23 protein-coding genes are annotated in these 25,317 nt (G+C 55.6%); 18 read left to right on the top strand and 5 right to left on the bottom strand.

The features are described 5' to 3' along the window. Positions 1–30: 30 nt before the first annotated feature. From VFO10_RS24440 to VFO10_RS24405, 8 genes are all read left to right on the top strand, one after another. The gene (locus VFO10_RS24440) at positions 31–537 is read left to right on the top strand and encodes a hypothetical protein (RefSeq protein ID WP_325144619.1); all 507 of its coding nucleotides are present in this window, start codon (positions 31–33) and stop codon (positions 535–537) included. After that, entirely contained in the window at positions 519–1,643 is a 1,125-nt protein-coding gene (locus VFO10_RS24435) for a hypothetical protein (protein ID WP_325144618.1), read from the top strand. Before VFO10_RS24440 ends, VFO10_RS24435 begins: the two co-directional genes overlap by 19 nt. 120 nt (positions 1,644–1,763) lie before the next feature. Further along, positions 1,764–2,444, top strand: coding sequence for an ABC transporter ATP-binding protein (locus VFO10_RS24430; protein ID WP_325144617.1), 681 nt, complete (start codon positions 1,764–1,766; stop codon positions 2,442–2,444). 24 nt (positions 2,445–2,468) lie between these two features. After that, positions 2,469–4,571: an ABC transporter permease gene (locus VFO10_RS24425; RefSeq protein ID WP_325144616.1), complete on the top strand. Its 2,103-nt coding sequence runs from the start codon at positions 2,469–2,471 to the stop codon at positions 4,569–4,571. A 3-nt stretch (positions 4,572–4,574) separates the two neighbouring features. Continuing rightward, positions 4,575–5,918 carry an ABC transporter permease gene (locus tag VFO10_RS24420; RefSeq protein ID WP_325144615.1) on the top strand — a complete coding sequence of 448 codons (1,344 nt, stop codon included), beginning with the start codon at positions 4,575–4,577 and terminating at the stop codon, positions 5,916–5,918. Positions 5,919–5,936: 18 nt separating this feature from the next. After that, a complete protein-coding gene (locus VFO10_RS24415; protein ID WP_325144614.1) occupies positions 5,937–6,719 on the top strand; it encodes an outer membrane lipoprotein-sorting protein in 783 nt (260 codons plus the stop codon). A 15-nt stretch (positions 6,720–6,734) separates the two neighbouring features. Next, a complete protein-coding gene (locus tag VFO10_RS24410; protein ID WP_325144613.1) occupies positions 6,735–8,138 on the top strand; it encodes a hypothetical protein in 1,404 nt (467 codons plus the stop codon). 8 nt (positions 8,139–8,146) lie between these two features. Next, a complete protein-coding gene (locus tag VFO10_RS24405) occupies positions 8,147–8,794 on the top strand; it encodes a hypothetical protein (RefSeq protein ID WP_325144612.1) in 648 nt (215 codons plus the stop codon). Here VFO10_RS24405 and fabF read toward each other — a convergent pair. Further along, the gene (gene fabF, locus VFO10_RS24400; RefSeq protein WP_325144611.1) at positions 8,791–10,020 is read right to left on the bottom strand and encodes a beta-ketoacyl-ACP synthase II; all 1,230 of its coding nucleotides are present in this window, start codon (positions 10,018–10,020) and stop codon (positions 8,791–8,793) included. The genes VFO10_RS24405 and fabF overlap by 4 nt on opposite strands. Before the next feature lie 199 nt (positions 10,021–10,219). Here fabF and VFO10_RS24395 point away from each other — a divergent pair, with 199 nt between their 5' ends. From VFO10_RS24395 to VFO10_RS24365, 7 genes are all read left to right on the top strand, one after another. Further along, positions 10,220–10,657 (top strand): hypothetical protein, encoded by a 438-nt coding sequence (locus VFO10_RS24395; protein WP_325144610.1) that lies wholly within the window; start codon positions 10,220–10,222, stop codon positions 10,655–10,657. 14 nt (positions 10,658–10,671) lie between these two features. Further along, complete coding sequence (locus VFO10_RS24390; protein ID WP_325144609.1) at positions 10,672–11,601, top strand: hypothetical protein; 930 nt, start codon at positions 10,672–10,674, stop codon at positions 11,599–11,601. Between the two features lie 112 nt (positions 11,602–11,713). Next, complete coding sequence (locus VFO10_RS24385) at positions 11,714–11,866, top strand: hypothetical protein (protein WP_325144608.1); 153 nt, start codon at positions 11,714–11,716, stop codon at positions 11,864–11,866. 124 nt (positions 11,867–11,990) lie between these two features. After that, positions 11,991–12,527 carry an RNA polymerase sigma factor gene (locus VFO10_RS24380; RefSeq protein ID WP_325144607.1) on the top strand — a complete coding sequence of 179 codons (537 nt, stop codon included), beginning with the start codon at positions 11,991–11,993 and terminating at the stop codon, positions 12,525–12,527. Beyond that, on the top strand, positions 12,512–12,940 hold the full coding sequence (locus VFO10_RS24375; RefSeq protein ID WP_325144606.1) for an anti-sigma factor family protein: 429 nt from the start codon (positions 12,512–12,514) through the stop codon (positions 12,938–12,940). Before VFO10_RS24380 ends, VFO10_RS24375 begins: the two co-directional genes overlap by 16 nt. Before the next feature lie 23 nt (positions 12,941–12,963). Next, a complete protein-coding gene (locus tag VFO10_RS24370) occupies positions 12,964–14,196 on the top strand; it encodes a S41 family peptidase (protein WP_325144605.1) in 1,233 nt (410 codons plus the stop codon). Between the two features lie 122 nt (positions 14,197–14,318). Then, a complete protein-coding gene (locus VFO10_RS24365) occupies positions 14,319–17,267 on the top strand; it encodes an ATP-binding protein (RefSeq protein WP_325144604.1) in 2,949 nt (982 codons plus the stop codon). Here the strand turns inward: VFO10_RS24365 and VFO10_RS24360 are convergent, their stop codons facing one another. The 4 genes from VFO10_RS24360 to VFO10_RS24345 all read right to left on the bottom strand — a co-directional run bounded on the left by VFO10_RS24360 (position 17,268) and on the right by VFO10_RS24345 (position 22,559). Next, positions 17,268–19,619, bottom strand: coding sequence for an Hpt domain-containing protein (locus tag VFO10_RS24360; RefSeq protein ID WP_325144603.1), 2,352 nt, complete (start codon positions 19,617–19,619; stop codon positions 17,268–17,270). Between the two features lie 93 nt (positions 19,620–19,712). Next, positions 19,713–20,786 carry a hypothetical protein gene (locus VFO10_RS24355; RefSeq protein WP_325144602.1) on the bottom strand — a complete coding sequence of 358 codons (1,074 nt, stop codon included), beginning with the start codon at positions 20,784–20,786 and terminating at the stop codon, positions 19,713–19,715. 106 nt (positions 20,787–20,892) lie between these two features. Continuing rightward, entirely contained in the window at positions 20,893–21,435 is a 543-nt protein-coding gene (locus VFO10_RS24350; protein WP_325144601.1) for a GDYXXLXY domain-containing protein, read from the bottom strand. Continuing rightward, positions 21,432–22,559, bottom strand: a complete 1,128-nt coding sequence (locus VFO10_RS24345; protein ID WP_325144600.1) for a DUF2157 domain-containing protein — start codon at positions 22,557–22,559, stop codon at positions 21,432–21,434. Before VFO10_RS24345 ends, VFO10_RS24350 begins: the two co-directional genes overlap by 4 nt. A gap of 82 nt (positions 22,560–22,641) precedes the next feature. On the opposite strand from VFO10_RS24345, the gene VFO10_RS24340 reads away from it, so the two are divergent. From VFO10_RS24340 to VFO10_RS24330, 3 genes are all read left to right on the top strand, one after another. After that, the gene (locus VFO10_RS24340) at positions 22,642–23,532 is read left to right on the top strand and encodes a LysR family transcriptional regulator (RefSeq protein ID WP_325144599.1); all 891 of its coding nucleotides are present in this window, start codon (positions 22,642–22,644) and stop codon (positions 23,530–23,532) included. Between the two features lie 119 nt (positions 23,533–23,651). Beyond that, positions 23,652–24,233, top strand: a complete 582-nt coding sequence (locus tag VFO10_RS24335) for a malonic semialdehyde reductase (protein WP_325144598.1) — start codon at positions 23,652–23,654, stop codon at positions 24,231–24,233. A gap of 14 nt (positions 24,234–24,247) precedes the next feature. Continuing rightward, complete coding sequence (locus VFO10_RS24330; RefSeq protein WP_325144597.1) at positions 24,248–25,048, top strand: class III extradiol ring-cleavage dioxygenase; 801 nt, start codon at positions 24,248–24,250, stop codon at positions 25,046–25,048. Positions 25,049–25,317 lie beyond the last annotated feature (269 nt).

The raw sequence follows: 25,317 nt of genomic DNA, 5'->3' as shown, positions 1-25,317 counted from the left end.
GTTTCGCTGAGTTAAACGCCGAGGTGGACCATGATGAACGCGAAAATGTTTTGGATCCTTTTGATGCTGATGAAGCCCACGAGTCTTCTGGCTCAATACGCGAGCTCGCCTTTTATGCAAAGGATCATGGACCTCAAGCAGGGGCAGCTGCCGCCTGCAGGTTTCGTCCTTTCGCTGCAGAAGAACGATCACCCGAAATTCGCCCGCGCCGTCTGCATGCATGGAGGCACATACAGTGCCATCTGCCAGAAAAAAACCAACCCCAGCGTAGGCTGGTCGCTGTGTATTTTGGGAGGGCGGCCGCAGGTGGAATGTGATCTGCCAAAAGTTGCCAGCGTGGGCTTCGGCCTTTGCATGGCCTCGGGGCGGGATGTCACTGATTGCAACTACGTGCAGAATGCCACGATCGGCTATGGCCTTTGCATGGCAAGTGGACGTAGTTTTCATGAATGCTCCGCTCCGAGCCAGCCGTCCCTGGCCTTTGGCTATTGCATGGGACGGAGTGACGATGTAAGCAAATGTTTGGATCTCAACTGAACTCACAGCCGACCGGGATTGGTGTTTTGGATATTTCTTTCCATGATGATGTGCATCACTATCCGGATTCCACGCTCTGGCTTGTCACCCAGGAGCCGGTGCTGAATGAGTTCGTCTGCTATCTGAAGGACAAGAAAAATCGCTTCCTGCGCGAGGGACTCGGCGGTCAGGAACTTGTGGTTTCCCGCAGCCAGCTGGACGACGTGCGGCGCGCGTATAATCGCATGATCTGCAAAGGTGAAGAAAAATTGCATCGCCTTTGCGGACTTCTCTGCGATAATCTTTTGGCCGCAGACGTGCAGATGAAGAGCGTGGTGATTGCCCAGCTGCCCGGCACTCAGCAAAGGCTGAAGCTGATCCAGGATATCCAGAAATCCGAAGTCTATGGGCGAACCGACCTCGACCTCGGCAACTGGCTTTTGGAAAAACTGCGCTATGCGGGACCGCTGGGTTGGGAACGGCCGAAGCTGATCGCCAACTTCGTCGAGTATCAGCCGCTGTGCCGCAATCCCTTTGGCATCAATAAGATGATCTCCCGGATTAAGGCCGAGGAGCAGATCTGGTCCAAGGTCGTCGATGAAATTTTTGAATTGGACAAGCTCGTCAACCAGGATAAGAAGCTGCGTGAGCTGAGTTATTTCATCAAGGATATCTTCGGCATCAAAATCGTCGTCGATGACCTTGAATGTATCCATGCCGTGCTGAATGCCATGGAATCGGTCAGTTGGAATAGTGAGACGCTCGCGCTCCATGGTGTCGCTCATGAGCCTGCAACCCAAAGACTGCAGCGCATCGAGGTGAAAAACCACGTCGGCGAAACCCAGCAAAAGCAGAGCGGATGGCAAGCCATCAAGGCCGTGTATTCCTGGTGGAATAAAACCTTCGAGATCCAGGTCCAGACGCTCGATGTCTACCTGCGGGAACAGGAACTCCTGACCAGTGAAAGCCATGCCGCGTTCAAAGAAAAGCGTGAGCGCGTTCGCCAGGAAGTGGCGGATCGTTTACCTCTTTTTGGTTTCTACCTGCAGCTTCTGCGTTGGCTCTTCATCAGCCCCGATGCCACACCGCCTGAACTTGAAGGCATTCGTATTCTCATGCGAGACTGAGACGTCCTCCTCGCTGATAAGTCGTCCTCACCCCCAGATAATCCTTGCCAATTTCACTGGCTTGCGCCACCATGTTGCGATGTGATCCGCCCGGAATTCTCTGGAGGAAATGAGCCAGCCATGACGCAAGCCATTCGTATCGAATCAGTTTCGAAAGTCTATCCCCTCGGCAAGACCGAAGTCCGCGCCCTCAAGAATATCAAGTTGAATATTGAAGAGGGTGAGTTCACGACCATTGCCGGGCCCTCAGGCTGCGGCAAGTCCACGATGCTCAACCTCATCGGTTGCATGGATACGCCCACCTCGGGCGAGGTCTACATCGAAAACCAGCCGATCTCCAAACTCTCCGACAAGGACCTGACCCGTCTGCGATTGGAAAAGCTCGGTTTCATCTTTCAGAGTTTCAACCTGATTCCCGTGCTCACGGTTTATCAGAATATTGAATTTCCTCTGCTCATTCATGGTGGCTTCACACCCAAGGACAGAGCCCGCATCATCGGGGAGCTGATCGAAGAGGTGGGACTCAAAGACCAGGCGCGGCAGAAATCCAATGAACTGTCCGGCGGTCAAAGACAAAGGGTCGCCATCGCCCGGGCCCTGGTGACCAACCCCCGCATCGTCCTTGCCGATGAACCCACGGCCAACCTCGATTCAGCCACCGGCGAAAAAATCATCAACCTCATGAAAGACATCAATAAAACCCACAAGACCACCTTTATCTTTTCCACCCACGATCCGCAGGTCATGAAGCATGCCAGCCGCATCGTTCGGCTCAAGGACGGGGAAGTCGTCGAGTCCTGAAACCGAAGGAAGGAGGCTCTGGACATGAGACTTTTGGAAATGATCACGTTGATCATGAAAGTGGCGTTTCGCAATCTTTGGCTCTATCGCGTCAAAACCCTGGTGATCGGAACCCTTTTGTGCCTCGGAACTTTTCTCGGCGTGATTGGCTTTTCGCTCCTGAGGGACGTGGAAGGGTCGATGCGGGAAAGTATCATCGGCAGTATCGCCGGTCATCTGCAGATTTATTCGGATAAAGCGAAGGATGATCTGGCTCTGTTCGGGGGCGGGTTCATGGGGCGTTCTGATATCGGTGAATTGCCGGATATCGTGCCCTATCGCGAGGTGGCCATGGCCAACCCGAATGTCCAGGCCTTTGTTCCGATGGGTCTGGATATGTCGCTGCTCGGTCGCGGCAACGAGATGGATGAAAGTCTCGACCTTCTGCGCGAGGCTTTGAAAAACCAGGATCCGGTGGCCATTCAAACCCGGATCGATGCCGTGCGGTTTCAGCTGGAGCAGCTGAAGAAGGAAGCGGCGGAACAGAAAAAGCTCGCGGCGGATGTCGCGATCATCGAGCAAAGAGAGGCCGATATCGCCAAGGCCGAGGCGCCTGGATTCCTGGACGATCTGAAAACGGTCGACGAAGCGAAGCTGCAATTTCTGGAAACCAAAATCGCGCCGCTCTCGGGCGAAAAAACTCCCATCTATCTTGGCTATATTGGAACCGACATCAGCATCTATCAGAAAAATTTCTCGAAGTTCCATGTGATCGAAGGCCAGGATCTGCCGCCTGGACAGCGCGGGATCCTTCTGGCCCATCGTGCGCGCGAAAACTTTCTGAAGGTGATCGTGGCCCGACTCTTCGATCGGCTGAACAAGCGCCTGGTCGCCACCAATATCAAGATCAAGGGCGATGCCGAGAATGAACGCAATGCGGCTGACCTTGCCCGTCAGTACAGTGCGATCATCAGTTCGCTCAGTCGGGATCAGGCCAGCGATCTTTCCAAAAAGCTCACGGATTTTGGCATCAATGGGGCGAAGCCCGATCAGGATTTGATCACGCATCTGACCAGTCAGCTGAAGGAATTCCTGACGGTCAATGACGAGAACTTCCGCGCGCGGCACGAATGGTTCTATAAAAACATAGCCCCGCTGATCAAACTCTACGAGATTTCTCCAGGAGAAACGATCACGCTGCGGGCGTATACGCGCAGCGGTTACGTCAAGAGCCTGCCGCTGAAAGTCTACGGCGTCTATTCCTTCGCCGGACTGGAAGATTCCGACCTTGCCGGTCAGACCAGTATCATCGACCTTGTGAGCTTCCGCGAGCTTTACGGAAAGATGACGGAAGCCTCCCAGAAGGAGCTGGCCGAGATGCGCGCGCAGGTCGGCATCAAGGACATCGAAGCGAGCAACGCCGAGGATGCGCTGTTCGGTGAAGCGAGCCAGGCGCAGATCGAAACGCGTTCACTCGAAGCGAAGCCGGGTCCTGTCGAGGCGGTGATCAACATCAAGCCGACGATTCCCGATCGCTTCGATCTGGATGAAGTCACCCGCGGCCTTGCTTTGAATGCGGCCATCAAGCTGAAGGATCCCAGCCGCCTCGCGCAGACCCAGGAGGAACTCATCCAGGCTTTTAAAGACAAAGGCCTGGGCGTGCGCGTCGTGGATTGGCAGCAGGCATCGGGCATTGTCGGGCAGATGGTGAACATCATGCGGCTCGTCCTGGTCCTGGCCCTTGGCGTCATCGGTCTTGTGACCCTGGTGATCATCAACAACTCCATCATCGTCGGAACTCTGAACCGCATTCGGGAAATTGGAACGATGCGGGCCATCGGGGCCCAGAAGTCTTTCGTTGTGGGTCTTTTCCTGGGTGAAACCTGCGTGACGGGTTTGATCGGCTCCATACTCGGGGCGATCCTCGGGGCTGTGGTCCTCGTGCTCCTCTCCAAAGTCGGCATCCCGGCGGTGAATGATGTCGTGTCCTTCCTGTTTTCCGGTCCGCGGCTTTATCCCAATATTCGCTGGGACATCATCATAGCCACGCCCTTTGTCATTACGCTGGTCGCCACGCTCTCGTCGATCTATGCGGCGCGACTGGCCGCGCGGGTTCAACCGGCCGAAGCCATGCAAGAGAAGGAATGAGATATGCTCACCATGCTCAATATTGCCTTTCGCAACCTTCTGCAGGCCAAACGCCGGACCATACTCCTGGGCCTGGCGGTGGCGATCGTTGCGACGCTCTTTCTTTTCCTGCGCGCTGTGTCGAGTTCCATCAGCGAGCGCATGATTGAATCGGCCACCACGCTGTCCGCTGGTCATGTGAACGTTGGCGGCTTTTTCAAAATACGGAAAAAAGCCTCGTCCCCCATCCTCGCGGAACGCACGAAGCTCCGAGGAATCGTGGCCAAAACCGTACCTGAAGCAGAAGGGATCATCGACCGGCATCGCGGCTGGGGACGCGTCATCAGTCCTGCGTCGTCGATCAATGCCGGCGTGAACGGCATCAATTATGACGAGGAAGGACGCTTTTTCAAAAGCCTGCGCCTGGCCAAGGAAAGCGAATACAAAAAGGACGGCAGCGATCAGACCTTCGGCAGTTTTGAAGACATGCAAAAACCCAACACCGCGTTGATCTTTGCCAGCCAGGCGAAGAAGCTGGAGCTGCGGGTCGGTGATACCCTGACCCTCGTGACAGAGGCTTCCGGCGGGCAGGACAATACCGTGGATCTGCAGGTCGCCGCCATCGCTTCGGACGTCGGCTTTATGAGCAACTGGTCGATCTTCACCCAGCGCCAGGTCGTGCTTGATCTCTACGATGTGGGCCCCGAGACCACGGGCGTGGTCATGGTTTATTTGAAGGAGGCCGACAAGGCCAATGAAGTCATGGAGCGCCTGCGCAAAGCCTTCAAAGAAAATGGCTATGAGGTGATGGATCACGATCCCAATCCCTTCTTCATGAAATTTGAAAAGGTTGCAGGCGAGGACTGGCTCGGACAGAAGCTCGATCTGACCATCTGGAGCGACGAGATTTCCTTCGTCCTTTGGATTACGGACGCCTTGAATTACATTTCCGCGATCGTCATCACCCTGCTCGCCGTCATCATCATCGGCGGCATCATGAATTCGATGTGGATGAGCGTTCGCGAACGCACCAAAGAGATCGGAACCATGCGGGCCATCGGTGCCCAGCGTGGCTTCATCCTTCAGATGTTCGTGTTCGAAGCCTTGATGCTGGGCCTTCTGGCCTCAGGGCTGGGCATTCTATTCGGCAGCCTTGTGATCCTTGTGATCAACAGCCTGAATATTCCCATCACCAACGATGGCATCCGTCTTTTCATGATGACCAATACTTTGAAATTCAGTCTGCACCCTGGCCAGATCATCAGCACTCTGATCCTCTTCGCCGCGATCACGGGTCTGGCTGCTCTCTATCCTGCTTACAAAGCGGCCCGGCTGCGTCCGGTGGAAGCTTTGATGCAGGGCAAATGATTCAGGAAAGGAAAGATTATGTTGCGCAAAGGTACGGCAATTCTGGGAGTGACCCTTTCGGTATCCCTTCTCTCGGGCAAGGCCCTGGCTCTTGATGAAGCCCAAACCAAGGACCTTATCAAGCTGGTGGATGAGCGGCAGCGGGCCACGGGGGATTACGCCTCGGTCGTCTTTATCGATCAGAAGGAAAAGGACGGCAGCACCAAGGCCTTCGAAGCCCGCGTCTATCGCCGTGATGCCGACGACAAATGGATGATACTCTTCACCAAGCCCAAGGCCGAAGCCGGCAAGGGTTATCTGCGGGTGGAAAAAAACCTCTTTCTTTACGAGCCCGCTCTCGGCAAGTGGGAAAGACAGACCGAAAGGGCCAGCATCGCCGGCACCAACAGTCGCCGGGATGACTTTGATGAATCGCGGCTTTCCATCGAATACGAAGCCAAATTCATCGGGGATGAAAAGCTCGGGAAATTCGGAGTGCATCGCGTGAAGCTGACCGCCAAACCCGGAGTGGACGTCGCGAGTCCCATCGTGGAGCTTTGGATCGATCAGGATTCCAAAAATATCCTGAAACGCCAGGAATCGGCGCTCTCCGGCAAGCTTCTGCGTACGACCTATTATCCCGGCTGGGATAAGATGTTCAGTAAATCGAAGGGCTCGGATGTATACGTGCCCAAGGAAATCCGCGTCTTTGACGAAGTCGAGAAGGGCAACAGCACGACCGTGGTGCTGCGGGATGTGAAGCTCGATCCTTTGGATGCGAACATGTTTACCAAAGCCTGGCTGGAATCGCAGAGCCGCTAACCCACGGGGAGTGACATGAAAAAGCTTGTACTCGTGCTGGCCGCTGGACTTCTGCCTGAGCTGGTCCATGCTCAGGATCAGCGCGATGAGGATATTTTCGGTGAGGGGGCGAAGCCGACCCAAGCCCCGACGGACGAGAAGAAGGACGCGGGGACGCCGCCTCCGAGCACCCTGGACCGTCAGGCCAAGGCCTTGATGGATACGATGCAGATCGGTGGGCGCCTCGAAGTTCGTTCCACCAGTTCCCAGGCGGAGCGACAGACCTTTCAGGAGGGCTCGTTCACGCCGAGCAAGACCGCTGATATTTACTTCGACACAAGACCGAGCGAGGAAATAAGGGTTTTTCTGCGCACGCGGCTCTCGGAGCAGGAGACCGTCATCCCGAACACGAGCACCGGGGAAACCACGCGCGTGACCACCCTGAGGCAGGATATTGACGAACTCTGGTTCAAATGGGATCTGGCGCGGTCGGTATTCGTAACCTATGGCAAGCAGCATCTGAAGTGGGGCAGCGGGCAGATCTGGAATCCCACCGACTTCACGGCGCGTGAGGTCAAAGATCCCTTCGATCTTTTCGATCGCCGCCTGGGTCAGAATCTTCTGAAGATTCATATCCCGAATGAAAAAATGGGTTTCAATTATTATGCGGTCGTTCAGTTCGATGACGCCGAACGGAACGATGATCTGGGCCTCGCGCTGCGTGGGGAATTTGCCTTCCTCGGCACCGGGGAGCTGGCTTTGACCGCGCAGGCTCGCCGTAATGCTCCGCAGCGACTTGGAGTCGATGTTTCCAGCGCTTTGGGGCCGATTGATGTGAATGTCGAGGCGGCATTGACCAAAAGGCAGAAGCGAACGTTCTTCCGGGATGGCGTTCTTGAAGACGAGCAGATCGTTCTGCCGACCCCTTATCAGGACGAGGATAAGACTTTCAAGCAGGTTGCCTCGGGCATTCGCTATGCAGTGAAGTACAGTGATGATGACAGCATTTATTTCGGTGCGGAATACTTCTATAATGAACTGGGTTATGAAGAGCGTTTTCCCGAACTGTATTCCTTCTTCCTCAGGGAATCGCCTTACCTTTATTCAGGTCGCCGCTATGTGAGCGGCTATGTGCGACTGCCCAATCCGGGAGATTGGAACAAGACCTCGTTTTATCTCACAGGGCTTGGCAACCTGAGTGATAAAACCTCGATCGCCCGCCTGACCGGGACCTGGCTGGTGGCGAACTATGCGACCTTCGAGGCCTGGGCCCAGCGCTGTTTTGGGGAATACGGCGAACTCTGTCTGAAGATCCCTGAAAACCTGAAGGAATATGGCGCGACCGTGGACCTTCCTGACGAACTGCAAAACGCTTTGGCTCTGATGCCGACCGAAAAAACGTATTTTACGGCCGGCGTGGGACTCAGTATCAATTTTTAAAGGCCGGCATGGGACGTTTTTTTGCCAGTATCTTCAGTCTTTGGATGGGCGCAGGGGCCGCATATGCGAACGTCCCTGCCATCGAATGCCTTGGTCCCACCCAGGCCAAGGGTCATCTGATTTATCTGCATGGCCTGACGCCACCCGGCGAGGACACGGCCGAGGAAGGCGAAAACCGCAAGGTCCTGGAGCAGCTGGCCCGGGAACTTTCCCTGCGCATCGCCATGCCGCGCGGCTCCTTGTGTTCCACGGGAAAAGTCTGCTGGCCGGCTGCCGATAGAAATGAAGTGCTGAAAACCTTCGATGAACTGCGCGAAAAAGCCAAAAGCTGCTGGAGCGGAAATCCCCGCTATGACCTGCTGGGTTTTTCCAACGGCGGCTACTATGCCTTTAAACTTTATAAGGCGCATCAGGATCCCCAGCTCACGCGCATCCTGGCCACGGGCAGCGCGGGGATTTGGGATCCCAAAAGCGATCAGCCCAATCCCGCGTCGCGTTTTTTTCTGATGATTGGACGGCAGGATATCACCTTGAAAAAGGCCAGCCAGCTGGCCGGTCTTTTACGGAAGGCCCTTCCCGGTTTCCGCTTTGAGACCTTCCCCGGTGGGCATCGACTCGACTATAAAACGACCAAAATGCTGCTCGAATCTCGCTAGGAAATCTGCCGAATCGCAATCGAAGCATTGGTCCCGCCAAAGCCAAAGGAATTGGACAGGGCCACCCGCACTCTTTTCCGTCTGGCCGTATTGGGCGTATAATCCAGGGGACAGAGCGGATCGGGCTCATTGTAATTGATCGTCGGCGGGATCAGCTGCTGATGAACGGCAAGAGTCGTAAAGACCGCTTCAATCGCACCTGCCGCACCCATGCAGTGCCCGGTCACGCCTTTGGTGGAGGAAACGGAAAGACGCTGCGCATGCTCTCCGAAAAGATCAAGGATGGCCTCGCTTTCGTACTGATCATTCATGCGCGTGGACGTTCCATGGGCATTGATATAGTCGACTTCATCAGTCGGGATGCGTCCGCTCTGAAGAGCCATCTGCATGCAGCGCCGTCCGCCTGCGCCTCGCTCTTGAGGCGAGGTGATATGAAATCCATCGCCGCTTAAACCATATCCGGCCAGCTCCGCATAAATTCGGGCGCCGCGACGTCGCGCGTGTTCATAATCTTCCAGAACGAGCATGCCTGCGCCTTCTCCCATCACAAAACCATCCCGATCGCGATCAAAGGGTCGCGACGCTTCCTTGGGATTCTGATTGCTCATGCTGAGGGCGCGCAGCGCTGCGAAGGATGCAATGCCGAGGGGCGTGATGCCGCCTTCCGCTCCGCCCGCCAGCATCGCATCCACAGACCCCTCGCGAATCAGACGAAAGGCCTCGCCGATCGCATGCGTGCCACTCGCGCAGGCGGTGGTCTTGCAGTAACAGGGCCCCCGCCAGCCGTAACGATCAGCGACGTAACCCGCGGCCATATTCTGCAGGGCAAAGGGCAGGAAATTCTCGGGCAGTGTCGGAAGGCCGTCAGCACCGACAAAGGATTGCTGCGCGATATCATTCACCGATCCCATGCCGACACCAATGATGCAACCATAACGCTCGGGATTGCTGATGGATGCCAGTCCGCTGTCATGCAGCGCCTCGTGCGCAGCGACTGCTGCAAATCGAACGAAGCGGGTAAGACTGAGGTCCTCGGCCTCACTCAGGCAGTGATTGACTTGAAGATTCTTGATTTCACCGGCGATCTGCACGCGGTGAGGCGTGGGATCGAAGAGAGAAATCCTGTCAATGCCGGAACATCCCTCCACTGTTGCTGTCCAGGCCGCCTGGGCAGCATTGCCATTGGGTGCAACCACTCCAAGACCCGTGATCACGACTCTTCGCATCGCCTGCATTCCCCCGTCGATTTTTATGCTTGTGCTGGGAGCATAGCCTGATTGTGTGAGGAGTGAATAAAGACGGCCAGGTATTTTCGTGAAGACTTCGAATGCAGGCAGGTTGTGTCGGGCAGAGCTTCGTGCTATTCGTGAATGTTCGACCCGGCTTGAAACCGGTGAATTTACGCTCTTCTGTTCGAGGTGATATATGAAAAAGCGATATCTTTATACGAAAATCTTTATAATGTTTCTGACCCTCGCTGGAGCCCAGGGCGCTACTGCCGCCGCTTCTGACGCTGATCGCATCATGAAGGCCATTGATGACATCTGCGGAGACAGCTGGTGTGAAGGGGCCTTTGACTTCCGTTTTCAACAGGTTGTACTGAAGCCCGAGAAGAATGAGACGCAGATCTTCTTCCGCATGAGTCAGCAATATCCTGTACGTCTGGATTGGAAGGAAAGCCAGGGGTTCAAGGCCCAGATTAACCAGCGCTTCTATGATGTCAGCTGCCTTCTGCCTGGTTATGCGACCTATGATAGTATTATGCAGTCCGAATATGCTCTGCGCTGGGAAGTCTATACCACTCTTACACAGTGCATCGGCGCCCTCGAAGACCGCCTTATGAAGGTCACTCAATCCCTGTGAAACAGAATACCTGGATGCGTTGTCTGCTCCTCCTGCTTTTGTGGATGCCCACGTCCTGGCTGCAGGCGGCCGAGCCCCTGCGCATTATCATGACGGTGGACTGGGAAGGGGATGACCTGCGCCCCGAGAATCTGGAGGCCATGGCGCGTCTGCGTCGCGAGTTCCCGGATGTGCCTCTGCTTCATTATATGAACGCAGCTTACTTCACAAAACCTGGTGTCGATCGCGCAGCGGTTCGGGCACAGATCCAATCCGTTGTGCGGAAGAAGGATCAGTTCGGCGTTCATATTCACGGCTGGAAGAGTCTGTTCGAGGCAGCGGGTGTCACGCATCGCACCAAACCGAGCTGGGCTCGCGGCGGTCGTCCGGAGAGTGTGCAGGACTGCCGGCTGGATTGCGGCTGGGAGATTCCGATCAATGCTTATACTTATGATGAGCTGCGCAAGGTGCTCAAGACATCGCGCGTTCTGCTGAAAGAACAGGGTTTCCCAGGCCTCCAGCATTTTCGTGCGGGTGGCTGGGTCACAAGTCCGGATCTTTTGGAAGCGCTGGCGGCTGAAGGTTTTCGAACGGATAGTTCGGCTGTGCCCGTGCCTTTCCTGGCATCGGAACTCCGCGGCACGGAACTCTTAAGCTGGCTGCGATCCTACTGGGCGGACATCACACCGCAGTCGCAGCCTTATCGCGTGAAGACCGCAGAAGGTCTTTTATGGCAAGTTCCGAACAATGCCGCTCTTGCCGATTACATGACGGCAGAAGCCACGCTCAAGGTCGTGCAGGATGCATGGAAGCGCGGGCAGCCTTACGTGATCGCCGGCTTTCATCAGGAAACGGCAGATGATTGGTATGACCGCGTCAGCGGCTTTCTTCGATCCCTGCAAAAACTTACCAAAGAGCAGAAAGCTCTCATCGTCTTCGATATCATGCCGGAATCCTTCCCTTAAAAAAAATGCGCGCAGCTCTGAACAAACCGCGGGCTGTGGTGTTTCTCCTTTTAGAAGGTACGTGAGGCCGAACATACAGCTCACGGAGTCCTCACTCGCTCAGGAGAAACCCATGAATTACGTTCTGCTGGCCTTTGTGCTCCAAATTTTTGGTCTTTATGCCATGATTCTGCTCACGGATTACGTGGCGGGTTTGGTCTCGTCCTACAGGGTCCAGCGGCGGCTGAAAAAAAGCCCTGTGCGTATCCGCCGTAACTATGACTGACAGTTTTCTTTGCCAGGTTCCTAATTTTGCTGGATAATAAGCCCCTGCCTAAAATTTTTTATGAACCAGTGAACATTGGTCCCTCTCGGGTGTTTCTCCCATAGAGGTTTAGGAAAGGGTTGGCATGGAATCCGATGAGCAGCTCTATCTCGAAGTGCGCAGGGGCTCGCAGGTTGCCTTCGAGACGCTGTATGAACGCTACGAAGGACCGATCTTCGGTTTTATTTATCGCCGCCTGCAAAGTCGCCAGGATGCCGAGGAAGTTTTTCATGAGGCCATGCTCGCCATTTTTAAAGGCTCCGACCTGGAATTCTCCAAGGGCGGGTTTGCCGGCTGGCTGTTCAAGGTCGCGCTGAATCTTTCCCTGAATCGGGTGCGCAGTAAAAAAAGGGAAGGGCGGGCCCTCGCTTTGGTCACAGACTACGATGGGGCCGCAAGAAACCTTGAAACATGGCCGGATCCTGAGGATCTGGAAGAGATGCAGAAGGCCGCCGCGGGCCTGAGTGAAACTCTGCGGCAGGTCTATGTGCTCAGGCGCGAAGGCCGCAGCTATGAAGAGATGTCCGATATCCTCGGGATTCCTCTGGGGACGGTGAAATCCCGGGTTCACCTGATGGTGACGCAGCTAAGAAAGGAAATGGGCAAATGGATTGCAAAGTGAACCAGGAAAGTCTGATCGATTTCCAATTTGGAAATATGGATCGTCAGGCGCGATCCGAGGTGGAAGCGCACCTTCTGGGCTGCTCGTCCTGCCTCGAAGAATTCTTCCTTCTGAAGCGTGATGTCGAATCCGCCCATGATGTGATACTGAAACCCTCAAGCCAGGTGAAGGAGCGGATTCATCGCGATTTCCTCGCCTTTGCCTATGGCACGGTGCAGAAGCATCCTCGTTCCTTCATCGTCGGCGGGCTGGTGGCGGCCGCCGCCATGCTGATCGTCATGTTTTCAGGCCAGTTCAGCAAGCTGATGCATAAACCCGTTCACGAACAAGCCCCCGAGACGGAAATGGTTCGCAGTCTGAATGAAGCTGTGGATTCAGGTGGTGAAAATCCGGGGCACATCAATATCATCTGAAGTGGAATTGGAAAGGGCAAACCATGATACCGACCCGCAAACACATCCTCATGGGCGTCGCGACTCTTGCGCTCGCATCCGGCAGCATGCTGGCGCTTGCGAAGAAAGAGGACGCGGACTTCGCCAGCTGGCGCAATAAGCCTGAAGAACCCTTCAGCAACGGTGCCGCCACCTTTGAAGCGGTCAAGCAGACCCTTTTGAAAAATTATGTGAACAAGGGCGTGACCGAAGAGGATCTGTACCGGGCCGCCGTCGAAGGGATGCTCAGCAATATGGACCCGTCGATGACGTTGTGGAATAAACTCATGACGCCGACGGAATACAGGGAACTCATCGGTGATATGCAGGGCCGCATCGTCGGCATCGGCATCGAAGTGGGCTTCAATGAAAGCAACGGCTACGCGGACGTCATGGGCGTCATCCCTGGTACGCCTGCGGAAAAAGCCGGCATCAAGCGCGGCGATCAGATTCTGCGGATTGATGGGCAGAGCTTCAAAGGCAAGCAGCTGCGCGACCTCGTCTATGCGATCCGCGGCAAGGACGGCAGCGAAGTGAAGCTGACCGTGCTGCACGAAGACAGCATCAAAAACCTTAAAATCAAGCGTCAGGGATTGGTCTGGGATTCGGTCACCACCCAGATGGTGAACCAGGACATTGCCGTCCTCTTCATCCGAAACTTCACCGACGCCACGCCGGATCTTCTGAAGAAGAAGCTGACGGAATTGAAAAGCAAGGGTATCAAGGGCCTGATCGTGGACCTGCGCGGCAATCAGGGTGGGGCTTTTGAGAAGACCACGGAAAGCATCGAGCACTTCATTCCGAAAAATAAAGTGATCGTCAAGGCTATCAAACGCGGTCCCATCCAGGAGGACCTGATCAGCAAGGGCGAACCCATCCTGGCCGGCGTTCCCTTGGTCGTCCTGATCAACGGTCACACCAAATCAGGCGCGGAAATCATGGCGGGTGCCTTGAAAATGAGCGCCGGGGCCACGACGGTCGGCACGCATACCTATGGCAAGTGGAGTGCGCAGAGCGTGGACGAACTCCCGAACAAGTATGCTATCAAATACACGACGGCCACCTTTCTGCTTCCTGACGGAACAGACCTCGCAGGCAAGGGTCTTCAGCCGGATATCGTGGTCGAATTCAATGAAGACGAAGCCGCCAAGCTGCAATCGCAGCGTAATATCGAGCAAAGGGTTCAGGCTGATGTCCAGCTGCAGACGGCCATCAACGTCCTGAAGCTGAAAAGCTAAGACATTGTATGGGATCCTGCCTTCCCAGGCAGGATCCGATTTTTACCAACTTGTAAAAACCCCCGCCTTCGATCCTCTCCCGCTTCAGCCGACAATCCTGCTGAATTCATGTAGGATCTTGCATGCTGAAGCCGGCTCTCCATACTCTCAAAACTTCGCTTTCAGCTTTTCCACGCCTTGTGCCGGTCGTGGTCATGATCGTGTCCACTCTGGTCATCACAGGCCTCATCAAGGATATGCAGCGGGTGATCTGCGCCTGGCATTTCATTCTGATCGGCTGCCTCTTGCTGAGCGTCCAGCGTAAGATCTGGACTTTCTCCTGGGCCTTGGCCCTGCTTGGCTGCGTCTTGCCGCTTTATTCGCTGCTGGCTGGCAGAAACCTGCTTTCGGAAGGAACGGCGGTCGGCATTCTTCTCGTGAATTCAGGAACGGTTCTGATGATGAATGCACGCGGGCGTTTGACCCGTGTTCTGCTTGCGCTCGGCTGCATCTCCTTTCTTTTTGCCATAAGCCTCGTCAATGTGTTGGCTTACGCCTTGGATCTGAAACAGGCCATCGGCTGGCATGCCTTCACCTCGATGGCCCCGCTCTCGTCGTTTCTCTTCGCTTTGATCGGCCTCAGCCTTATCGTTATGACTCTGAAGCAGCTGACCGTCCCAAAGCATGTGCGCCTCGTCACGACCATTCTGGTGCTTTCGAGTTCCCTGCTTCTGACGCTCTTTGGCTGGCAGGCCGCCGTGTATGTGGAAAAAATTCAGCTGAAAAATCAGACGGCCATGAAAGTGCAGGCCATGCAGGACCTTGTCCAGGCCGAACTGCAGGGCTTCAGCAAAAGTCTTATGCGCATGGCCCAACGTTGGGTCGTCGCCGGCAGCACGCCGGAGTATCTGTGGCGCGCGGATGCCCTTGGCTATTTCAATCACATGGTCGGCATCACGGGCGTTGGCTATGCGGATGCCCAGACGGTGATCCGTTGGATCGAACCCAAGGCCACAAACGATGCTGCCGAAGGCTTTCAGCTCAATTCCGAACCCCTGCGGGACTATGCGATTCGCATGGCGCGGCTCTCGCAGAACGCAGCTCTCACACGCGCCGTCAGCCTCAAACAGGGTGGCCTGGGCTTTCTCCTGCTGGTGCCGCTGCAGAACCGAGGCATGGAATTGGGCCTTGTCTACATGGCCGTTCGTTACGAGGAATTCATCCGTCACCACCTGCGTTGGGAGGGCTATTCGCTGACCATTCACGAAAAGGGCAGGGTGATTTTCGAAGATCGCCAGACTCATGACTTTGATGCCAGCTTCTGGCGCATCACTCGTCCTCTTGAGTTCGATGGCACGTCCTGGGAATTTACCCTGGAGCCCGGCCCGGAGCTGATCAACAACACGCACAGCTCGATGCCGCTGAGCATACTTTGGGTCGGCCTTCTCTTCTCCTTCTTAACAACGACGCTTCAGTATCTTTATTTCAAGACCAGGGAAGCGCATGAAGAGGGCGCGCGCCTGATGCGATGGAATCACGCCATCGTTGATGGTTCCCAGCTCGGCATTATCTCGATGAATCGTGATGGCCTTGTGAAATCCTTCAACCCGGCGGCCCAAAATCTTTTGGGCTACGCCGCGGACGAGGTGATCGAAAAAGCCTCCGCTCTTCTGTGGCATGACGACGAGGAACTTCGGCTCCGGGCCCTGACCTTGGGTGAGGATCTGGGGCGGCCTATCGCGGCCGGTATCGCTGTGCTGGTGGCAAAAGCGGACCTTGGCGGCGTGGACCGCCAGCAGTGGACCTATATCACGAAGGCCAAGGAACGCCGCACAGTGGATCTTGCGATTCATGCCTTGCGCGACGAGACCACTGCTATCCATGGTTACGTCGGAATCGTCGAGGATATCAGTGACAAGGTGCGCCGGGACAAGGAGCTTCAGGACGCCTTGAGCCGGGCGGAAGTTGCGACGCTGGCGAAATCGAGGTTTCTGGCCAACATGAGTCACGAGATTCGTACTCCGATCAACGGTATCCTGGGCATGGTGCGCCTTCTTCTGGATACGCGGATGCAGACGGAGCAGAAGGTCTATGCCGAAGCCATTGCCAGTTCAGCCGATAATCTTCTGGTGATCGTTAATGACATCCTGGATCTCTCGAAGGTCGAAGCAGGACGTTTGGAGCTGGAAATTACGGCCTTTCATCTGCCCTCGCTGCTCAGGACCGTGGAGGCCAACCTGGAATTCGCGGCGCGGAAAAAGGGCGTTGCCCTCCAAAATATCATGAGTGCTGACCTGCCTGAGCATGTGAAAGGTGATCCCACTCGCATTCGGCAGATCCTTTTGAATCTGGTCAGCAACGCCATCAAGTTTACCCCGGCGGGCCAGGTGGTGATGAAGACGAGTGTTGTGGCAAAAAATTCGGCAGGAGCGCAGATTCGCTTTGAAGTCATGGACACGGGCATTGGCATTCCCAAAGATGCCCTGGACAAAGTCTTTCAACCCTTTGTCCAGGCGGATGCCTCGACCACAAGGCGCTTCGGCGGCACCGGCCTTGGCCTTTCCATCTCGCAGCATCTCGTCCTTATGATGAAGGGTCAAATCGGAGTCGAGAGCGAAGTCGATCAAGGATCCCGCTTTTGGTTCACTCTCGATCTGCCGCTGGCGATTCAAAGTCCAGCCGCAGGATCACAAGGCCCGGAGGTGATTCAGGATCAGCTGCGGATTCTGATCGTCGAGGACAACGCGATCAATCAGATCGTGGCCAAAAAAAGCCTTCAGAAATATGGCTATGACCTGACTGTCGTGAATAATGGGCAGGAAGCCCTGGATGTGCTGAACCAGCAATCCTTTCATCTTATCCTGATGGACTGCGAAATGCCGATCATGGATGGTTACGAGGCGACCCGAAGAATTCGAAGCAGCGGCGCTGCCTATCAGAATATTCCCATCATTGCCATGACGGCCAATGCGATGATGGGCGACCGTGAGCACTGTCTCAAAGCCGGCATGGATGACTATATCACCAAGCCCTTCGCGGTGCAGGATGTCCTCAGCAAGGTTCAGAAGATCATCGAGCGATCGGTGGCCTGATCACTGCGCACGCTGGGTCCGATTCTGTCCGCTTTCCGCCCACTCGATACGAAGCAGTGTTCCGGGTCCTTCATCATTATCCAGAATGGTGGCCTGCCCCGCGGCAAAGCCCCCGATGACCTGACGAATAAAGCTGAGACCCACGCCACGACCCGAGCTTTCGCTGACGATGTCGGTGGTGGTCAGACCATCGAGGAAGAGCACGTCGCTGGCCGGACGACCGCGTTCCGGAACAAAACGCTGCTGAAAGCAAAGTTCACGGATGCGATTCCAATTCAAACCCTGACCGTTATCACGGATTTCAATGACGGCACGCTCAGCTTCATAGAAGCCAGCGACGCTCAGATGGACATCATGCTGGCTCGCGCCTTTTTTGAGCGGCAAAATATAGCCGTGATCACAGATATTGCTGAAGGCATGCACCAGACATTCGCTGATCCCGGAAGGCAGGACACCCAGCGCGTCGAAGACCTTCAGGCTCTTCAGGTGAATGCCGTGCGCAGCGAGCTGCTCTTCCATGCTCAACTTCAGGGCCTGCACGCAGTCCAGAAGACGACGGGCCGGTTCCTTGTCCGCGCTGCTGCCGAAGACTTCACGCAGAGCCAGGGTGTACTCTTCGATTTCCGTTTTGAGGGCCGCGATCCCGGTCGCGAGCAGCGGCATCTGCCGTTCCCGATAAAGGCTCTCCAGGTGATGAGCCAGGGTGCTGATATCGTGGAACTGGGCGGCACGCGCGGCGCCTTTGATGGTGTGGAGATTGCGGAACAGGACCTGCGCCTCGGCCTGGGGCGCTTCCGGCAAACGCTCCAGATTACGCGTCAGGCTTTGCGCCTCATGCAGGAACATGCGGCTGACTGTGCCGCCATTCATAAGGGCCCGCGCTTTTTGGATCAGTCGCAGAAAGCGGGCATCGGCCTTTTGCTCCTGCTCCTCATGCAGGACCTCTTCCGTTTTATCCTGCGCTGTCAGGATCACGCTTTGCACGCTCTGATCGAGGATGATGGGATGAAAGTCGAGCTGCAGCGTTCGCTTGCCGAGCTGTACCCTTTGCAGATACTGGGGCCGATTCAGCTCCCATTGAAGGACATCCGCGCCCATGCTGAGGCTCAGGCCCTGGAGCATGGCCGCCTTATGATCATCATTGGCCACGATGCGCGCGAAGAAGGGCAGAAGGTCATCGCCGACTTTGATATTCAGCTCGCGCTCGGCCCAGCTTGAAGCCTTTTCAACCTTGAAATCACTCGTAAAGCAGATGATGCCCTCTTCGATGTTCTCAAAAATCCGCTGCGACGATTGCGCAAGGATGGCAAGATCCTCGGTCTGTTTTCTGAGATCGGCGGTTTGCTCCAGGACGCGGGATTCCAGGGATTCATTGATCTGCGCCAGCTCCTGATTTTTAAGGGCTATGGCTTCCTGGGCATCCAGAGCTTTCTTTTCATTGGCCACGGCCGTCTGGAGCAGCCGATAGGTCATGAGGCAGATGAAGATCGACTGAAAGAAGGTCGCAGCAAAAAGGTGCTGACGTTCGGCAAGGCCGAGGTAGAAAATGAAGAGCGTGTTGGCCAGCGCGAAACTTGAGATGATGATGCGCCGGCGCTTCCAAAGGTTATAGGCCGAGAGCAAAAGGATAAGAACGCCGGTGACGCTGGATATCATCGAGATCTTGATATTGATGTCATAGGGAAAGGCTGAAAAAGAAAGAGTCCAGAGCGCGGCGAAGCCTAGAGTGAAGAAGTGAATCCGCCGATTCCATTGCGGCCGCTGAAAACCCAGAACGATATTGAAGTAACTCGACACCATGACAAAGAAGAAGACGTAATTGAGCGTGAAGGCCGTCGGATGCAGCATGTTATAAAGAGCCGTGGTCAGGGAGAAGAAGGCCAGATGAAAATAGGCCATGCGCCTATATAAAAAGTAGTAAGCAAACGCGATGGCGGCACCCAGCGTGCTGGCAATCAGGCAATAGGCCCAGATCCAAAGGCTCCAGTAAGACCCGGCGAAATAATAAAGATTGACGTTTCGGTCGCCGACATTGCGAAAAGTCATCTGATCCTGGGCCTGCAGCTGAATAAAATAGAATTTATAAGTCGGCAGGTCGACCGTCTGCCCGTTAACCGCGTATTCGATCTGCGGGAGCCAGGACTTTTCGTGTTTGGGCGTGTAGTTGATGAAGATCACCAGCCGCGGTTCGCTGGTTTGAAAGGTGCAATCAGTCGCTGGCGCAAGCTCCAGGCTCTGGCTGCCTTGAAAATCGTGCCGACCGCTGCAGAGCGAGGCCGCGTGGCCGGGCGCAGAGATCAGGATCATATACGCGAGAGCAAGGAGTCTCAAAGTTTCGAAAAGACTCAGCATGGCTTGTCCAAAATAGGCGGATTTCAGGTATGGGACATCCACCTATCTTAGCAAGATCGTGCCCAGGATGGCAGCAGGAACGTGATCGTGCCTTCACGGAGCCGACAGAAGATTCACAGCCTGGCCACAGGCCACCTGGACGACCTTCTTATCGTCGGCGATATGAAGACAGCTTCCGGTGCGCGCGCTTTTCAGCTGAAATTCTCCAGTTTCGATGTTGACGCTCGTGAACTCCCAGAGCTCATCGACGTCACCGCCGCGCTTGCAGGCGCCCAGCAACACGCGGGCTGTAGCGGCCGTGGTCGCAGCTGAATCCAGGCGTACACACATCTGGGTTCTTTGATCGACCAGCAAAAAGCGTGAGCCAAAGCTTTCCGTTTTGAATTGCTGGCGAACCGGCGGTGGCGTCACGCACGGCAGTCCGAGGAGCGAGGCGCCGCTGATGGTGCTGCCGAATTCAAAGCAGGTTTGCGTGTTGTCGGCATTCATGCGATAGAATTGCCAGGCGATCTTGCTGACCGAGCCGGTGTTGGCCGCGGGCGTTCCCGCTGGTGTTGCCGTGGGGGTCGGTGTGGGTGACGGCGTGCTGGTGGCCCCAGGAGCATCCGCTTTCGGCAGCGACGAGACGCTGATGGTCTCGACCTTCGAACGCTCGATGGCCAGTTCTTTTTCCAGAACTTCGATGCGTTGATTCAGGTCCGAGATCTGGGCATTGGCCTTGCGGATTTCCGCAGAAAGGGCATCCATCTTTTTCAAAAGGTCCTTGATGGTATCGGCATTCATCTGCAGCTTGCCATTCAGGTCCTCACGTTCTTTGTTGGCTGCATCCAGTTTCATTTGGATCTGGGCCCTTTCCTCGGGTGTGGTCGAGGCGTCCAGTTCTTTTTGCAGCCGGCTGATATCCAATTCCACCGAGGCTTTCTGCGCGTTCAATTCATCGCGTTCGAGGGTCAGCTCAGCAATCAGGCGCGCGCCTTCCACCTGCTGGGCTTCCAGCTTGGCGATCAATGCATTGCGTTCCTGTTTGAGTTTATCAAGATCCGTTTCGGTGGAAAGATCCGACGATGACGGCAGGCCGTCACTCACATTGATTTCTTTCATAGAGCGGCGTTTGCAGGCCGGCTGGGCCACAAGCAAAAGAGCAAGAAGGGCAACAAGTCTTCGCATAGTCGTTCCTCTCCAATTCGGTACCCATGTCTTACAAGATGCGGGCCAATTTATAGGTCAATCGTTACAGGCCCTTAAGAAGGGCCGCCTGTCCAGGAACATGGCATCAGGGGGCGGTTGGCTGTTCAGCTTTTTTGCGTTGGATCCAGACCTTATAGTCCTGGCCTTCCGGTAAAAACTCCTTCACCATGGCTTTGCCGGAGCCTGTGAGTGTCAGGCGGACCCGACTTTTGGGAGGCACGACTTTGAGCCAGGCACTGTCCGCTTCCGGTATATAAAAGCGTTCCACGCCCACCATGAAGCCTGACCATTGGCAGACGCCTTGGAGATAAAGACTGCAGTCCATCGGTTTATCCGTGCAGGATCCCGCCCAGTTGGGCTCGGGCTGAGCCTTGGCATCAAAACAAAGGCAGCGTTCCTCCTGACGATCGATGAGACCTTGGGAACCCGGGCGGCAGGGATCATGAAGACCCATGGCCAGACGCCAGGTCACGTAATGCCCCGAGATCGGATCACGCGGATCAAAACCCTCCACGGGCATTTGCACGGTGACGCCGCTCGTTCCCTGCCAGCGAAGGCGCAGGGTCCATGCTCCCAGGACAAGTACGGGCAGAATAAAAATCAGAAGAGTCGTCGCGCGTATTTTCATTGCAAAAGTCCCTTGAGTCGCGATTGCAGTCGATCATGGTAACGATACCAGACTCGCAGAAGGCCCAGGACGATGATGCCGAATATGATAAGGCCGGCACCGGTCATAAAAAGGGTTCCAAAGAGCGTGAAGAAAAGAGTGAAGATGCGGGCGGCCATCAAAAGGGTCAGCCCATCGAAGATGCGTCCGCGATCCCAGTGAAGAGCGAGAAGGCCCAGCGCGCTCAGCTGGATGGTGAAGACCACGGTATCCAGGAAATTGGGCCAGTGCTCCAAAAGATTGCGCTGGGCAAGATCCGCAATCCACCAGCGGGCGAAAAATCCGAGTGCGACAACCACAGCGGCGAGCATCTGAGTTTTTTTCAGCTGGCGTGCCAGGACAAAAAGCCAAAGAGCAGCCAGCAGCAGCGCCACGGCGAAGTCGAGACCAGTCCTGGCATCATGGGAAGAACGGGCGAGCAGGCACCAGGGGCCGACGACCAGGACAAAGAGCGAACCGAGATGCAAAGTCAATGACCTTTGCGGTTCCGGCAGTGTCCAGCGACCCTTCCAGCTGGCGATGATGCAAAGAACGGCCACGCTTGCCATAAAGCATTGCAGGCGCAGAAACTCATGGGCCGAGGATTGAAAGACAAAGCCGAGCCAGGCCCAGCTAAAGCCGCCGAACCAGAGCAAAACGCTGGGTGCGGTGCGTGCTCGCAGCATGATCCCAAGGCTTAAGACTGACCACAGCGTGGGACCGCGCCAGCCGTCACTCGGCACATGAAAGACCTGAGCGATGAGTCCAATGCCAGCCAGAATGGAGAGGATATACAGGAAATATAAGCCCTCGCGCACGACGCCGGGTCTTGGATCCCACCGCAGCAGGGCATAGACCTGCGCCAGCATCAGCGAAAAATAGCTGAGAAGCTTGATCGAGGCCGGGATCTGATCCCAGTTGGCGGCAATCAGACTGATGATGCCGAGGCCAATGGACAGCACGGCCAGGATCGTGAGAACGGTGAGCAGACGCGATTGAGGCGCGCGATCGGCTTCATACTGACGAATACGATCAGCCTGCTCAGGACTCAGAAAACCCTGGCTCTGCCAATCACTCAGATGCTTGTCGAGATTTCCGAGCGCCATGCTGAATACCCTCGCGTCTTTCTTAATGCAGCGTCCGCTTCCCCATTATAAACTTGAAAGCCTTGCGAGGGGAGGGTCCGCTATGGATATGAGTGATGTAGCAGTCTTTGTGAAGGTTGTCCAAGCGGGGAGCTTCACCCACGCGGCTCGGGCCCTGGAGGCGCCCAAATCCACGGTGAGCGCCAAGGTCGCGGCTTTGGAAAGAAGGCTGGGCGTGACCCTTCTGAAGCGCACAACGCGGAAGCTGAGCGTGACGGAAGAAGGCGAGGCCTTCTTTCGAGCCTGTTCGCAGGCGCTGGCGGACATTGAAGCCGCGGAAAACGCCGTGGCCCGCAGCCAGGCGACGCCGCAGGGCCGCCTTGTGGTGACGAGTCCGGTGAATATGGGTAAGTTTCTCGCGCAGTTTTTGAAGGGCTTTTTGGAACGCTATCCCGGCATCAAGGTCGATCTGCTCCTGACCAATCGTTATGTCGATCTCATCGGTGAAGGCGTGGATGTGGCGATTCGCGGCGGAACTTTGCAGAGTTCCAGCCTGATCGCCCGGCGGGTCGCCAGCAATGAATCGCTGCTGGTGGCGGCTCCGGGCTATGCCGCGAGGCTCGGTGGATTGAAGCATCCCCGCGATCTTTTGCAGTATGACTGTCTCCGCTTTGCCGCGCGCAGCGAGTGGACCTTTTTTAAAAACGGCAAACCCTTTGTCATACCGATTGAAAGCCGCGTGTCCGTCGATGAATTCCCGACTCTGATGGCGCTGGCCGAGGAAGGACTCGGTCTCGCTCTTATTCCGAATATGCTCGTGCATGAGGCTTTGGCCAGTGGACGCCTGGTGCGTGTGCTGGCGGATTGGAAGGGTGAAACCAATCCCATGAGCCTCGTATATCCAGCGCAGCGTTATCAGCAGCCCAAGGTTCGGGTCTTTGTGGATGAGTGTGCCGTGGCTCTCAAGGCCTCCTATGGGACTATTTCGGAATAGAATCCGACATTTGCAATTGTCCACCTGTATGGACAATCTTTCCAGATTAACCCATCTATTGTTCAAACCCGACTTTACCGTAGAGTGAGGGAGTGAACGTTGAACAAAGGAGTTCATCTGTGAAAACGATCCCCCTCGACCAACTCTTTCAAAATGCACGGACTCACAGCGCCTGGCTCGATCGTCCTGTGGATGATGCGATCCTGCAAAAAATTTACGAAACGATGCAGTGGGGACCGACCAGCGTCAACTGTCTGCCGGCCCGCGTGATCTTCATTACAGCCGGCCCGGAAAAAGACAAGCTGTTGCCGACGCTGATGGCGGGCAACGTGGAAAAGACCCGGACCGCGCCTGTGACGGCGATCCTTGCCTATGACCCGAAGTTTTATGAGCAGCTGCCGAAGCTTTTTCCGCATGCGGATGTCAAAGGCTGGTTCAGCGGCAACGAAGCTTTTGCGAAAGAAACGGCGCAGTACAACAGCGCCCTGCAGCATGGATATTTCATCCTGGCCGCACGCGCGCATGGACTGGATGCCGGTCCTATGGCAGGCTTTGACAAGGACGCAGTGGATGCCGCTTTCTTGAAAGACACAGGCTGGAAGTCGAGTCTGCTCGTGAATCTTGGCTATGGTGATGCGAGTCAACTGTTTCCGCGCAGCCCACGTCTTGCCTTTGATGAAGCGGCGCGAATTCTGAAGTAAGAAGGAGAGCACTCATGAAACGCTGGCCCACGCTTTTTATTTCGCATGGTGGCGGTCCGTGGCCCTGGATGGACTTCGGTCCGCGAAATCCGTATCTGGCGCTTCAGAATTACCTAAAAAATATACCAGCATCCCTGGGCGGAAAGCCCAAGGCCATCCTGGTGATCTCGGGTCATTGGGAGGAAAAGGACTTCACCGTCATGACCCATCCCGAGCCTCCGATGCTCTATGATTATTATGGTTTCCCCGAGGAGACCTATAAAATCCGCTATCCGGCGAAGGGTTCGCCGGCCCTGGTTCAGCGTGTGCTTGAACTTTTAAACAAGGCGGGACTGCAATCTGCATCGAACGCCGAGCGCGGTTATGATCACGGCGTCTTTGTACCTTTCGCGGTGAGTTTTCCCGAAGCGGATGTTCCCATCGTGCAGCTGTCGATGAAGAAGGCCTATGATGTGCAGGAGCACCTGGATCTCGGCAAGGCGCTGGCACCTTTGCGGGATGAAGGCATACTGATCGTCGGCAGTGGGCTCAGTTATCATAATCTCAGGGAGTTTGGCCAGCCGCGCGCCATTCCTGTGTCGCAGCAGTTTGATGCCTGGCTCAGCGAAGCGGTCACGCGGGGAACCGGTCAGGAGCGTGATGATCAGCTTCTGCGCTGGGCGACGGCTCCCGCCGCAAGGCTCGCTCATCCACGCGAGGATCATCTGATTCCGCTGATGGTCGCCGTGGGGGCCGCGCGTGAGGAGCGCGGCGTGAAGGTTTATAGCGATCAGATGTTTGGGCTTGAAGTCTCAGGTTTTCAGTTCGGCGCTTAAAGCTTATCCGAGAGTCGCTTCAACGCGACCTCCTGGATCGATGGATTCGAGGCATGTTAAGATTAAACAGGTAGCCCATTATCTGTCGATATGGATGAGCGATGCGAAGCTTGAATATTCTCTTCTATGGTTTGATAGTGACCTCAGCATGTGGGAAGGCATGCGTCCTGTTCCGTGCAAAACCTTCTGGGCAAGTGTCAGCTTTCTGTTGAAGGATATAAATTTACAAGATTCTATTACTCTTTTCCCGATGGCCTCTCGGAATGGCC

The sequence above is a fragment of the Oligoflexus sp. genome, assembly GCF_035712445.1.
Taxonomy (GTDB): Bacteria; Bdellovibrionota_B; Oligoflexia; order Oligoflexales; family Oligoflexaceae; genus Oligoflexus.
The sequence above is the reverse complement of the archived record's forward strand: the minus strand, read 5'-3'. Positions and strand labels throughout refer to the sequence as shown.